This is a genomic window from Pseudomonas jessenii, from assembly GCF_002236115.1.
In the GTDB taxonomy this organism is placed as follows: Bacteria; Pseudomonadota; Gammaproteobacteria; order Pseudomonadales; family Pseudomonadaceae; genus Aquipseudomonas; species Aquipseudomonas jessenii.
In genome coordinates this window covers 624,052-636,303 of the sequence record NZ_NIWT01000001.1, presented here as the reverse complement: position 1 = coordinate 636,303, position 12,252 = coordinate 624,052, and the positions used below count along the sequence as shown (strand labels likewise).

The following is a 12,252-nucleotide window of genomic DNA, read 5'->3' as shown; positions in this document are numbered from 1 at the left end:
CTGCTTGAGCCACCCCTTCACCTCAACCTAATAAGAACAAGGAGAGTGAAATGCTTCTGGAAGGCTTTGGCCCGCAAATCCTGCTGGGCACTCTGGCCACAATCAAACTGGCGCTGTGGTCATTGTTGATCGCGGTCCTGGCGGGCCTGCTTGGCGCCAGTTCCAAATTGTCCTCCAACCGTTTACTGCGGGCTCTGGCCACGGGTTACACCACGGTGATCCGCAGCATGCCGGACCTTGTGATCATGTTGCTGCTGTTCTTCAGTCTGCAGATGCTGCTCAACCGAATGACCGATTGGCTGGGGTTCAGTCAGATCGACATCGACCCGTTTCTGGCCGGTGTCGTGACCTTGTCCTTCATTTTCGGGGCGTACTTTACCGAGACGTTTCGCGGTGCCTTCCAGGCCGTTCCGGCCGGCCAGCTCGAAGCGGCACGGGCCTACGGCATGAGCCGGGGGAAAACCTTTCGCAAGGTGTTGTTCCCGCAAATGCTGCGACATGCGTTGCCGGGTATTGGCAATAACTGGCAGGTGTTGATCAAGTCCACGGCGCTGGTCTCGATTATCGGCCTGACCGACGTGGTCAAGGCCACCCAGGATGCGGGCAAGGGTTCGATGCAGTTCTTTTATTTCACGCTGGTGGGCGGCCTGATCTACCTGGCTATCACCACGGTGTCCAACGGGGTGTTGCTGTGGCTTGAACACCGTTATTCGGTGGGTGTCAGGAAGGTTGCGCCATGACCAGCATTTTCGAAGACTACTGGCAGGCCTACCTGTGGAGTGATGGACCGCATTTTTCCGGGTTGGCAGTGACCTTGTGGCTGTTGATTCTGTCGGTGGTGATCGGCTTCCTGCTCGCGGTGCCGTTGTCGATTGCCCGCGTCAGCCGCAATCCGCTGCTCCGTTTACCGGTCTGGTGTTACACCTATGTGTTTCGCGGAACCCCGTTGTACATCCAGCTGCTGTTCTTCTACACCGGGGTATACAGCCTGCACGTGGTTCGGTCCCAGGACTTTCTCAATGCATTTTTCCGCGACGGCTTCAACTGCACGGTGCTTGCGTTCGGCCTCAATACCTGTGCCTACATGACCGAGATTTTTGCCGGCTCGATCAGGGCGACGCCCTACGGCGAAATCGAGGCTGCCCGCGCCTATGGGATGAGTCGGTTCACGCTCTATCGCCGGATTGTCTTGCCGTCGGCGTTGCGCCGGGCACTGCCGTTTTTCAGCAATGAAGTGATTCTGATGTTGCACTCCACCTCGGTGGCGTTTACCGCCACGGTGCCCGATTTATTGAAAATTGCCCGCGACGTCAACTCGGCGACCTACGCCTCGTTCAGCGCATTCGGCATTGCCGGGGTGCTGTATGCCGTCAGCGCATTTTTCCTGATCTGGCTGTTTCGGCGCGGCGAACTGCGTTGGCTGGCCTACCTTAACCCTCGCACGCACTGAACCACACCCTGAATCATCGGACTTGCACGCATGTATAAATTGATCGTTGAAGATGTCCATAAAAACTACGGCAGCCACGAAGTGCTCAAGGGTGTTTCGCTCAAGGCCAGAGCGGGTGATGTGATCAGCATCATCGGCTCCTCCGGGTCCGGGAAAAGTACCTTCCTGCGCTGTATCAACCATCTGGAACAACCGTCGGCGGGGCGGATCATCATCAATTCGCAGGAGCTACTGACCCGCAAGAACAAAAGTGGCAACTTGTGTGCGGTCGATCCCCGGCAGTTGCAGGTTGTGCGCAGCCAGCTATCGATGGTGTTTCAGCACTTCAATCTGTGGAGCCACATGACGGTGCTGGAAAACCTCATTGAGTGCCCGATGAGCGTGCTGGGCATCGGTCGACGGGAAGCCCTGGAGCGTGCGCGTCATTACCTCGCCAAGGTAGGTCTGCCAGCCAAGGTTGAAAGCCAGTATCCGGTCCATCTTTCCGGCGGCCAGCAGCAGCGCGTTGCTATCGCCCGCGCGCTGGCCATGGAGCCCCAGGTGATGCTGTTCGATGAGCCGACCTCCGCGCTGGATCCCGAACTGGTGGGTGAGGTGCTCAAAGTCATGCAGCAGCTTGCCGAAGATGGCCGGACAATGGTGGTGGTCACCCATGAAATGGCGTTTGCCAGGCAGGTGTCGAACCACGTCATGTTCCTGCATCAGGGCCGGATGGAGGAGCAGGGGGCGCCGAGCGCTGTGCTGGAACAGCCCCGTAGCGAGCGGTTGAAACAGTTTTTGTCGGGTAGTCTGAAGTAACCTGTCGTGCCCAGTGTGCGGGAAGTGGTTTTTTTGGGATGTCGGGGCCGCGGTCCGATGAAGAAACCGCGGCGGCCGATCAATCAGGCGGCGGGGAGCAGGCCTTTCTGTTTGGCGACATGAGTCGCCATTGCGTCCATCAAGTCCGGGGACAGGCAGTCATAGGGCTCCAGGCCGATCGAGCGCAGGCGCTCACGGATGGCCTTCATTTGCGCTGGCGGTGTGCCGGTTTCGATGATGGAGGACACGAACGCCGCGAAGCTCGGCGCAGCCCATCCACTTTGGGGGGAGAGCTCGGTGTGGACGAAGTCCAGACCATAAAATGCATGGTCTTTGTTCTCGATGCGCCCGAAGAGATGGGCGTGGCACTGCTTGCAGGCGTGCCGCTGAATGGTGGCGGTTTCGTCGACAATTGCCAGTTTTTCACCGTGGGCAGTGACGCTGACCTTATCCCGAGGTACTACGGCAATGACGGCGAATGTCGCGTTTTGCGGTTTCCAGCATTTGCTGCAGCCGCACGCGTGGTTATGCAGGGTTTGTGCGTCGATCTTGACCTCGACCTTGTCGGTCGCACACAAGCATTGCAGGGTGCCTCCTGTGAAATTCGCAGCGGCAGGCTGGAGACCATTGTCCAGTGCAGGGTGAAGTTTCAAGGTGTTCACGTTGGCTTCTCCGTTTCAGGGTGTCAGACGAAAGTGCCTTGGGCCGTTCACCTCATCGCATCCTGGACCATCTTCGGCAACTGGGTGCGACCCTCGACGCCTTTGGATTTATCGACCCGAAGATCGCCTGGGCCAAGCGACCACGGGGAGAAAGAGTGGCTGTCGCCTCCGGTATCCCAGAGAAAATCATAGTTCAAAGACGCCCTGAAAACCGGGTAGCAAGCGGTTTCTTATTGCTCGTGGATTCCCACTGATCCAGCGTCGATATTGCTTCGGACACATCGCAGGGTGAGCACGAAAACTTAATGTCTGAAGCATCGATGGCAAATCTACAAATCAGTTCGCGAGAATTCAAAGAGTTGGTTCAGAGAGCTAGAGCTGTGGACCTCAGAACTGAGGCGGGGATCTGCTTTAATACAGCATTTAACTTGTGGGCGATGTCATGTGTTCATAAGAGGACCGTCTCCTTGCTCTGGGGGAGTACAGGCAGAATCGTGGGGATATTGTTCATCGATTTATGTTCATAGGGGAGTACTAGCCAGCAACCTCCAGCACGACGTCACCGATGCCGATGCCGATGCCGATGCCGATGCCGATGCGACGAAATCAGTGGTGCGTAAGGCCGTCAAGCAGTTCGGGCGTCTCGACGTGGCATTTGCCAACGCCGGTATTTCCTGGCGCGGCGCGCCGGCGACCCTACGCACCTACGATGAGGACGAGTTTGAACGCATCTGCGCTGTGGACCTGAATCCACAGCCGACTTCTGTCTGTCGTGACGGGCAGCAGTCGCCCCATATCGGACATTGCAGTATCAATCAAAAACCATTGCGTGCTTGCGTGGATCTAGGAGTACTCCCGAATTTTTTACAGATCAAATCCAGGTCATTCCACGGGTTACACCGTTGTCCTGCGTACCCGCAATCTGGGGAGTGTTGAAACGCGTCAACACGATCAATCTCTTTTTGCTGGGCGTGGCAAGTTCGGCAAGACACGATGCCATTAGCAATTTGCCATCGACCATTCCAAACAATCAGATCCTCGGTCGCCGTCATAAATCACCATCTAATCTCTTTTCACCTACATTAGAATCGATCGACAAATTACAGCTGAGGTTCCCCCAAAAAAAGGGACTGCTTTTGGCGGATTGCTGTCTGTCAGGAAAAAGTCATTCAGGCGTCATGGCCATCGCTAGCGTCATGTTGATTAACTCTTCGTTCTTGCTGATTGTTGCCAACGCATTATGCACATTGCCTCCAATCTCACCCGAGCCGCGCTGCTCGATCCAAAGGGTAAGCTCCATGATCGCGGCTTCGAGGGCTAGTAAGTTATGATTGATCTTGAAGAGCAGAGAAGGGAGTAGGTCAGCGTTCGAAAACGTCATTCCTCCGTGAAAGAGATCAGCAATGAAAGACCGGCGCGTCCTCCGTGACTTCCGCTGTTTTTGTTGTACCTTTGGTTTTTTTGCTAGGAGACATTTCCACTCCTTTGCTCAACGAAATCGAGCTTATTTTCCCGTTGTTGTACCCGGAGAAGCGAATCCGGGCGGCACTTTGAGCCACGGGAAACTCTGCAGCGCCATGTCATAACCGGTGGCGTAGAGCTTGCGCATGTACTCGTTGTCGAACTCTTCCTTGTGGGGGAAGTTGAAACTCGCCGGTATGAACCCAAGATTGAAGTCCACACCGTCGCGCTGGGTGGTGGCGTAGATCCGGTAGAGGTCGCCGATGCCCTGGCTGTGGATCAACGAGGCGATCGAGCGCCCAGCGATGCTCATCGTGCTGCGCTCGACCTGCGCCCAGTCCGGATCGAGTCGCGCGTTGCGTATCACGTAGAGTTTACGCTCGCGGGTGACTCCCGCTTTTGCAGCTTCCTCGTTGATACGGATCCCGGCCGGGTAAGCGAATACCTGCGCCATGATGCCGCCGTCGACGTGCATTTCCTGATAGGGTTTACCGTCGACTTCCACATCGATCATCATCGGCGGAAATCCTCCTGGAATAGAGGCGGAAGCGATCATGATTTTCACGAAAAGGTCCAATGCCTCAGGACCACCATAGGTCGCGATTTTTCCCATGTCCCAGATAATGGGGCGACGCGCATCGAGGTCTGCGGTAGCGACCAACAGAAAGCGGCCCTTCGCGTACTCGGCGGCGACCTCCTTGAGCATGTCCTCGGTCACTGATTGGCGCGTCAGCTTCAACAGCGGCGCATTGTCCGACATTGCGTCGCTCAAAACGCCTGAGATAAAGCTGCGCGGTGCAATGACGTCTTTGGGCGATAGAGTGGTATAGACCCGCTTCAGCGTTGCGTCATACTTCGGCCCGAGAAAGGCGAAAGGCGCAATCAGTGCGCCCGTGCTGATTCCGGTAACGAGTTTGAATTCAGGGCGCTTTCCTGTAACCGTCCAGCCATTCAACAACCCCGCGGTGAACGCGCCATTGTCTCCACCGCCCGAAATTGCCAGATATGTCACTGGCGGCATGGGGCCCTTGTGCCCCAGCTTCACGAGGTAAGCCTGTTCCCGCTGCAGCGCTTCTAGCGCAACTCGGTTCAGCTCTGTCATGTCTCCGCCACCGACATAACGCACCCCGGTCATTCCCGGAATCTGCGCTCTCGCCGTCAATTCGGACGGCACCGCGGGTAGGCGAGGCGGCGTCATGGTGCAGCCTTGTAAGCCTTGTATCAGTACAAGCAGCGCGACAACCAGACTGGTGATTTTCATAGTCATGCATCACTCGAAAAGTGTTCGATCCGATTGCCCGTGGCGTCGATTCAACGATCGTCTACAGGTGTCGGCTGCTTCGAAGCGACTGGTTTTTTGACGTCGATCAGTCACTCTCTATGCATTCTGATCGCTTGCGATTGTTGGAACGATAGCATCTCTGAATCGTTCTGCTATGGCGCGACCTCCAGATCAAGCATCCGGCAACCAGGCATGGAACGGCTGTCATCACTGAACTAAGCTTTGCTGTGTTCTTCTGGATGAATGGTCTTGGCCATCTTGGCACGGCTGAACTTAGGGACGGAGCAGTTGGAACAAGTTAGGCGAAAACAACTTGTGGAGCACTGACCATGTTGGGCGCGCGCGATCTGGTAATACACCGTTCAGGTCGTCTTTTTGCACGCTTAGCTCCGATCATCTACACCGTTGCGGCGCTCACGTTTTTCGCTGGCCAGATCTATGCCGCAGTCGAGACAAAGTCGTCCCCTCAGACACCGCAACGCGAGCAACTCACCATCTCGATCGAGATCGCGAAGCCGTGGACTGGTGATCTCGACGGGATGATCGAACGACGGGTCATTCGCGTCTTGTCGGTCTACAGCAAAACTTTCTATTTTGTCGATAGGGGTGTCCAGCGCGGTCTGACTTACGACGCTTTTCGCGTATTCGAGGAGGATCTGAACAAGGAACTGGCCAAGGATAAAAAACTGAAACACAAGGCTCTGAAAGTGCGTGTGGTGTTCATTCCTGTCGCTCGGGATGAACTGCTGCCGGCGTTGATTGCCGGCAAGGGCGATATTGCGGCGTCTAACCTAACTGTGATCGAGGCGCGCAAGAACCTAGTCGATTTTTCCTCGCCTGTTTATCGCAACGTCAGCGAGGTAGTGGTATCCGGTCCCGACTCGCCCGCAGTGGCCAACGTGGACGAGTTAGCGGGACAGGTAGTCTTCGTTCGCAAGTCCTCCAGTTATTACGAGAGCCTGATAGCCCTCAATCAGCGCTTCGTCAGCGAGAACAAACCTGCGGTAATCCTCAAGGAGGCACCGGAAGCTTTGGAGGATGAGGACCTGATAGAGATGCTGAGCGCCGGTATGATTCCTTTGATCGTCGTGGATAAGCACAAGGCGGTTTTCTGGAAGAAGGTCTTCCCGAATATCACGGTGCACGATGAGATCACCTTACGCACCGGCGGCGAAATCGCCTGGGCGATCCGCAAGGGCAGTCCGCAGCTCCAGGCTGCTGTCAATGGTTTCATTGCTCGCCACGGCCAAGGGACTACCACCGGGAACATGCTTCTGACCCGTTATTTGATCAACGAAAAATATGTGAAGGCCTCCACCGCCGAGTCCGAACGCAAGAAATTTATCGCATTGATTCAGTACTTCCAGCGGTACGGGGACAAATACTCTGTGGACTGGTTACTGATGGCAGCCCAGGGATACCAGGAGTCTCAACTGAATCAGGCAGCCAAGAGCAAGGTGGGCGCCATTGGTGTCATGCAGGTCATGCCCGCCACCGGCAAGGAACTTGGCGTCGGCAACATTGCTGAATGTCGAACCAAACATTAATGCCGGGATCAAGTATATGCGTTGGATGATCGACCAGTACTATGGCAAGGAGCCCATGACCAACTTGGACAAGGCCCTGTTCGCCTTCGCTTCCTACAATGCAGGTGCGGGCAGGATTTCCAAACTTCGTAAAGAAGCCGCCCTGCGTGGACTCGATCCGAACGTCTGGTTTCACAACGTTGAGTATGTTGCCGCCGAGAAGATCGGTGCGGAGACGGTTACCTACGTTAGCAATATCTACAAGTACTACATTGCCTACCAATTGATCATGGAAGCTAAGAAGGAGAAAGAGGAGGCTACGCAGAAGCTGAAAGACCAGAGTAAAGAGGCGCTTTGACTTATCAAAGTGCTCCAAAAAAGCGCTCGATACAGGCTTCGAACTGGATATCTGTATCACCCACGTTTCTGTGGACCGCATTGAGCGGCAATAAGAAGCAGATCGCCTGTGTTTTATTCGGCGGAATCGACAGACAGCTTTTGGCCGGTTTCTGCCTCTGGCCAGGGGCAGCATCCGACCCATAGTAGCCTATTGCACCAGGTAGAAAACGGGCAAAAAACGATCATTCAGTAACGTTCAGGTCAGGGCTTCTGTGCGGCTTTATCGTGGCGCGTTTCCTGTACCACCGGGTTAGAGCTCACGTCAATCAGCTCAACCGGAACTGGTGATCTACTCTTGACACTTGGAAGAGTGTTCATGCCTTTTTTATCTTGACGCGGGCGGTACTCAAGGGTCAGCTTTGCGTCGTTCCAGTACATACGAACAATATCTGTCTGATTCATATTTACGGCGACAATAAACTTGACTGGCATAGTATATGTCGAAGGAATCATAGCAACTTGTAGTAGTGGCTCGATCGCATTGAGTGGATTATGCAGGGCGCAGTAGCGATTGTATGCGACCGCAGTAAGGCCAATTTTTTCGCTAGTTGTTTTTAGGATCGCACTATCTTCGCAAACGTAATCTTGATCATGTTTCACGACATATAAAATCAATGCAAGAATAAACAGCGTGCATCCAGTTTTTCGAGTAAATGCTTCAAATTTCTTGAAACTTCCTTCATTGTTCCGGATGTCGTAATGATCAATTATCTCAGCTGTCAGGTTAGCCACCAAGCACAACAGAGCTCCATACATGATCCAAGCTGGGTAGCCATACAGCGTTACTACTGTGTGCTTGCCGGGAATCACAAAGTTGTCGGTTACCACTCCAAATGTTCCATAGATTAGGAGGGCGACTGACAGCGTAATATTACGTAAGCGGATTTTAAAAGGAACTACGTTCGGGGCGTAAGTTAATTCAGAAACAACTACGCTTTCGTCATTGGATGTGTGGGGCGGTTTTTTCGGAGTAGTCTGATTTGGCATGTTGTTATTGTTCATTGCTAACTCTCCGAGCTCTAACGTTGAGCTAAGGGAAGTAATTTTCACGGCCTAGGGATATTTCATATTCTTCGATGTAAGTGCTCGGCGTACGAGTTCAGGATAGGCTATTTCGCAACATCTGTGCTCTATCAAGTTAAAAGGTATTGTGAGGTACCGACTTCTTCAGGTCTGAAAAGTGTCTGCTTCTGGCCGTTTTCTGCCCATCGCGAGAGGCAGAAAACGACCGATTCTGTTGAAAAAGTCGGATTTTCAGATCACCTGAACTCAGGCACGGCCACCACCAGAGAACCTACTCACCACATTGAGTGGTTTCTCGGCCCTTCGTTGACCATTGTTGCTTTGTTATTGGGTTAATTTGAGGTTTTTGGCTTAGTGCAGGCGCACCTATCCCGGGGCAGGCGGACCTTGAGATGTAAATTTGGCCAGTCGACGCAGGTTCTGTACCGCAGCCGCCAGTGTGAACTCATCGGTCGCGCCGCTCATGCCACGTAGTCTCAAGCGATCCAATTTCAGGATGCGCTTGAGGTGGGCGAACAACATTTCGACCTTCTTACGTTCGTGGCGAGAGCGCACGTACTCCGGCGTCGCCGCGATGCGTCGAGCCACGTCACGAGCGGCTTCATGAACGCTGCGAGCGATCTTGCGAAACGACGTGTTCGGGCAGCACTTGGCTTTCATCGGACACGTCGCGCAGTCAGTCTGTCTGGATCGGAAGATGATGGTGTTGGCTTTGGTGATGTGCGAACGCTCGTTCTTGAAGGCTCGCCATTCGCTACGTAATGCATTGCCAGCCGGGCAGCAGTATTCCTCAGTCTCTTCATTCCAGCGGAAATCGTTGCTCGAAAAACTGTCGTTCTTGCGTTCGGTTTTGTCCCACACCGGCACATGCGGCTCGATGTCTTTTTCCTCCACCATCCAGGCCAGCATCGGCGCGGTACCGTAAGCGGTATCGCCAATGAGGCGTTCCGGCTTGATGTCGAACTGCGCCTCAACGCGATCGATCATCGTCTTGGTGCTCTCGACTTCTGCGGTTCGATGAGCCGGTGTGGGTTCCACATCCATGATCACGCCGTGCTCGGTATCGATCAGATAATTCGTGGAGTAAGCGTAGAACGCTGGGCCACCTGGAGCTGCGGTCCAGCGGGCTTGAGGATCAGTCAGCGATAGACGCTTCGGTAGCGTTTCGGCCAGAGCCTCTTCATCGAGTGCCTCAAGATACTCACGCACGGCGCGGGTGCTCAGGGCCGGATCGCTCCAGTTGACCGGTTCATCACCCGGTACACCGCGCTGCCGACTCGCATCCGCTTTGATGATGCTGGCGTCCACGGCAAAGCCTTCGCCCTTGACCAGACCGGCGTCCATGCAACGACGCAGCACTTCATTGAACAGCCAGCGAAACAGATCGCTGTCCCGAAAACGGCCGTGTCGGTTTTTGGAAAAGGTCGAGTGATTGGGGACTTCATCTTCAAGGCTCAATCGGCAGAACCAGCGATACGCCAAGTTCAAATGGGCCTCTTCGCACAACCGCCGCTCTGAGCGTATGCCGTAGCAATAGCCCACGATCAACATGCGGATCATCAATTCAGGATCAATCGACGGGCGCCCAATCGGGCTGTAGAAGTCGGCGAGGTGATGGCGCAAATCACTCAGATCGAGACACCGATCAATGCTGCGCAGAAGGTGATTGGCTGGGATGTGATCGTCAAGGTTGAACGAGTAAAACAGTCGCTCCTGCCCACTCGATAACTGTCCCATCATGCTGTGTGATCCCCCGCCGGCCAATGAAGCAATTTTGCCGCAGGCCAGACAGGGGAGCTACTTTTTCAACAGAATCGGCCGATTGCTGCCTGTCGTGACCGGTTGAATCCACAACCCAAAGCGGACGTTCGTCAAGGTCTGCTTTCGGCAGCACCCGGAACAGGAAGTTACCGTCGGCCCATTCGCTTCGAGGTCTGTGCCATGGATGTAAGATGATGGTAAGCAAACCTTCCGGCCTTGGGAAATGAGGTGATGTGTCACCGGATGCTTACAGCGGAGGAGTATCGATTGGTACCGAGCGTTTCCAGCGCCAGATTAATAGGCAACGCCCATCCATCTATGGTTGTATAAGATTCACTTATAGTCAGTGCAAGATTCAATATTATTTATTGACCGGCAATGGTGTTCCACTCCCGCTATCACTGAACTCGGGAGGGTATTTCATGTTTCTTGTAGTTGGCCGTAATGATGAAGAGATCAACCAACATTGGATGAGTTGCGTGGTCCCCAGACCTGTCGGATGGATTTCCACACTCGGTAAAAACGGGGTACCGAATCTCGCGCCTTACAGCTTCTTCAATGCGCTGTCGCAGAACCCGCCGATTGTGGTGTTCGGCTCCAATGGCCGTCATGGACACGGTGCTAAAGACACCGCCAGAAACGTCCTTGAAACCGGAGAATTCGTCTGCAACATGGCCAGCTTTGATCTGCGTGTTCAGGTCCGGACGACCAGTGATGTGGAGCGGCCCGAAATCAATGAGTTTGAACGGGCGGGACTGGAGTTCGAAGCGTCCTCATTGGTGAAGCCTCCACGAGTCAAAGCATCGCCAATACACATTGAGTGCGTGTTGTTAGAAGCCGTCGAGCTTCCATCGGAGCTAGAGGAAAATCTGCTGATCATCGGGCGGGTGGTCGGCGTTCATATCAATGATGCCTGCCTCACTGACGGACGTATCGACCTCTCCAGAATCCGGCCACTCGCCCGGCTCGGTTATGGTCAATTTTCAACCATCGGCAGCATCGTTAAAGGTGTTGCTTGAGGAAATGGGCAAATTCTCGTGCCAGTTGCGAGGGCTCTTCCTGCGTGGGAAGCAACAGTGCAATTTCGTATCTGATCGCTGGCGAGAAGGGCTTGAGAACCAAATTTTTGGTGAAGGGCCGGCTGACCACCGGGTCGACGATCCCGACACCCATGCCAGCGTAAACCAATTCGCATGCCGTCGAGAAGAATTCAGTCTCGGCCACCACGTTCCAGGCTGACCCGTGCGCCGAAAAAGCCATGGCCAACTGTTGGTAGATAGGGTCGCCCTTGAACAGTGAAACGAAGGGTACGCCATCCAGATCCGACGGGGTGATCACCTCCAGTTGAGCGAGGGGATGGCCGAGCGGCACCATGCACTGACATTCATACGAGATCACTTCCATGCTGGAGGTGGGGTAGTCGAGGGGCAACTCGGCAATGGCCAGGTCGAATTGCTGCGTGTTCATTAGCTCACGGACAGACTGAGAGTTTCGGGTAATGATTTTCAGCTCAAGCCCCGGACGCTCTTTCGCGAACCCGGCCATCACCCGTGGCAACAGGTTGATCGAGATACTGGCGTAGGCGGCGATCGCCAGATGGCCTCGTTTTCCCGTTCGGATTTCCTTGGCGACCCGATTGGTTTTTTCCACCGCCTCCAGCGCCCGTTCAGCTTCAACGAAAAACAGTCGTGCTTCCGGCGTAGGTTGCAGCCGACCACCTTTGCGCACGAACAGCTTCAAGCCCGTCTCATGCTCCAGATTGGCGATGGTGCTGCTAATGGCGGGCTGGGAAATACTCAACAGCTCTGCCGCTCGGGTCATCGTGCCGTGGATCATCAAAGTTCTGAAGCACTCGAGCTGCCGGATTCGCATGGGATACCCTATAGATTT

Annotated in this window: 12 protein-coding genes; 6 read left to right on the top strand and 6 right to left on the bottom strand. The window is 54.5% G+C overall.

The features are described 5' to 3' along the window. Positions 1-50 precede the first annotated feature (50 nt). The 3 genes from PSJE_RS02900 to PSJE_RS02890 are packed head-to-tail and all read left to right on the top strand — an operon-like array spanning position 51 to position 2,248. Positions 51-740 (top strand): ABC transporter permease, encoded by a 690-nt coding sequence (locus tag PSJE_RS02900; protein ID WP_090455211.1) that lies wholly within the window; start codon positions 51-53, stop codon positions 738-740. After that, positions 737-1,450: an ABC transporter permease gene (locus PSJE_RS02895; protein WP_090455213.1), complete on the top strand. Its 714-nt coding sequence runs from the start codon at positions 737-739 to the stop codon at positions 1,448-1,450. Before PSJE_RS02900 ends, PSJE_RS02895 begins: the two co-directional genes overlap by 4 nt. A 30-nt stretch (positions 1,451-1,480) precedes the next feature. Beyond that, positions 1,481-2,248, top strand: coding sequence for an ABC transporter ATP-binding protein (locus PSJE_RS02890; protein WP_090455215.1), 768 nt, complete (start codon positions 1,481-1,483; stop codon positions 2,246-2,248). Positions 2,249-2,331: 83 nt separating this feature from the next. On the opposite strand, the gene gfa is transcribed toward PSJE_RS02890, so the two are convergent. From gfa to PSJE_RS02870, 3 genes are all read right to left on the bottom strand, one after another. Beyond that, positions 2,332-2,910 carry an S-(hydroxymethyl)glutathione synthase gene (gfa, locus tag PSJE_RS02885; protein ID WP_090455216.1) on the bottom strand — a complete coding sequence of 193 codons (579 nt, stop codon included), beginning with the start codon at positions 2,908-2,910 and terminating at the stop codon, positions 2,332-2,334. A gap of 1,165 nt (positions 2,911-4,075) precedes the next feature. Continuing rightward, positions 4,076-4,291, bottom strand: coding sequence for a hypothetical protein (locus PSJE_RS02875; protein WP_057714843.1), 216 nt, complete (start codon positions 4,289-4,291; stop codon positions 4,076-4,078). Between the two features lie 123 nt (positions 4,292-4,414). Continuing rightward, positions 4,415-5,638 carry a patatin-like phospholipase family protein gene (locus PSJE_RS02870; RefSeq protein WP_224795386.1) on the bottom strand — a complete coding sequence of 408 codons (1,224 nt, stop codon included), beginning with the start codon at positions 5,636-5,638 and terminating at the stop codon, positions 4,415-4,417. A 344-nt stretch (positions 5,639-5,982) separates the two neighbouring features. Here PSJE_RS02870 and PSJE_RS02865 point away from each other — a divergent pair, with 344 nt between their 5' ends. Both PSJE_RS02865 and PSJE_RS31895 read left to right on the top strand, forming a co-directional pair. After that, complete coding sequence (locus PSJE_RS02865) at positions 5,983-7,200, top strand: MltF family protein (protein ID WP_208601459.1); 1,218 nt, start codon at positions 5,983-5,985, stop codon at positions 7,198-7,200. A 16-nt stretch (positions 7,201-7,216) separates the two neighbouring features. Continuing rightward, positions 7,217-7,537, top strand: coding sequence for a lysozyme family protein (locus PSJE_RS31895; protein ID WP_268876097.1), 321 nt, complete (start codon positions 7,217-7,219; stop codon positions 7,535-7,537). 242 nt (positions 7,538-7,779) lie between these two features. On the opposite strand, the gene PSJE_RS02860 is transcribed toward PSJE_RS31895, so the two are convergent. Continuing rightward, positions 7,780-8,580, bottom strand: coding sequence for a hypothetical protein (locus PSJE_RS02860; protein WP_139212692.1), 801 nt, complete (start codon positions 8,578-8,580; stop codon positions 7,780-7,782). Between the two features lie 387 nt (positions 8,581-8,967). Continuing rightward, on the bottom strand, positions 8,968-10,341 hold the full coding sequence (locus PSJE_RS02855; protein WP_090454877.1) for a transposase: 1,374 nt from the start codon (positions 10,339-10,341) through the stop codon (positions 8,968-8,970). 443 nt (positions 10,342-10,784) lie between these two features. Between PSJE_RS02855 and PSJE_RS02850 the strand changes: the two genes are divergently transcribed. Continuing rightward, positions 10,785-11,381 carry a flavin reductase family protein gene (locus PSJE_RS02850; protein WP_090455219.1) on the top strand — a complete coding sequence of 199 codons (597 nt, stop codon included), beginning with the start codon at positions 10,785-10,787 and terminating at the stop codon, positions 11,379-11,381. Here PSJE_RS02850 and PSJE_RS02845 read toward each other — a convergent pair. After that, a complete protein-coding gene (locus PSJE_RS02845; protein WP_090455221.1) occupies positions 11,365-12,234 on the bottom strand; it encodes a LysR substrate-binding domain-containing protein in 870 nt (289 codons plus the stop codon). The two genes, PSJE_RS02850 and PSJE_RS02845, sit on opposite strands and share 17 nt — an antisense overlap. Between the last annotated feature and the right edge of the window lie 18 nt (positions 12,235-12,252).

Excerpts from the sequence above, each read along its gene's own strand:
- PSJE_RS02860 (WP_139212692.1), bottom strand. The coding sequence starts at position 8,580 with ATGAACAATAACAACATGCCAAATCAGACTACTCCGAAAAAACCGCCC.
- PSJE_RS02870 (WP_224795386.1), bottom strand. The coding sequence starts at position 5,638 with ATGACTATGAAAATCACCAGTCTGGTTGTCGCGCTGCTTGTACTGATA.
- PSJE_RS31895 (WP_268876097.1), top strand. The coding sequence starts at position 7,217 with ATGCGTTGGATGATCGACCAGTACTATGGCAAGGAGCCCATGACCAAC.
- PSJE_RS02875 (WP_057714843.1), bottom strand. The coding sequence starts at position 4,291 with ATGACGTTTTCGAACGCTGACCTACTCCCTTCTCTGCTCTTCAAGATC.
- PSJE_RS02850 (WP_090455219.1), top strand. The coding sequence starts at position 10,785 with ATGTTTCTTGTAGTTGGCCGTAATGATGAAGAGATCAACCAACATTGG.
- PSJE_RS02855 (WP_090454877.1), bottom strand. The coding sequence starts at position 10,341 with ATGATGGGACAGTTATCGAGTGGGCAGGAGCGACTGTTTTACTCGTTC.
- PSJE_RS02890 (WP_090455215.1), top strand. The coding sequence starts at position 1,481 with ATGTATAAATTGATCGTTGAAGATGTCCATAAAAACTACGGCAGCCAC.
- PSJE_RS02865 (WP_208601459.1), top strand. The coding sequence starts at position 5,983 with ATGTTGGGCGCGCGCGATCTGGTAATACACCGTTCAGGTCGTCTTTTT.
- PSJE_RS02900 (WP_090455211.1), top strand. The coding sequence starts at position 51 with ATGCTTCTGGAAGGCTTTGGCCCGCAAATCCTGCTGGGCACTCTGGCC.
- PSJE_RS02895 (WP_090455213.1), top strand. The coding sequence starts at position 737 with ATGACCAGCATTTTCGAAGACTACTGGCAGGCCTACCTGTGGAGTGAT.
- PSJE_RS02845 (WP_090455221.1), bottom strand. The coding sequence starts at position 12,234 with ATGCGAATCCGGCAGCTCGAGTGCTTCAGAACTTTGATGATCCACGGC.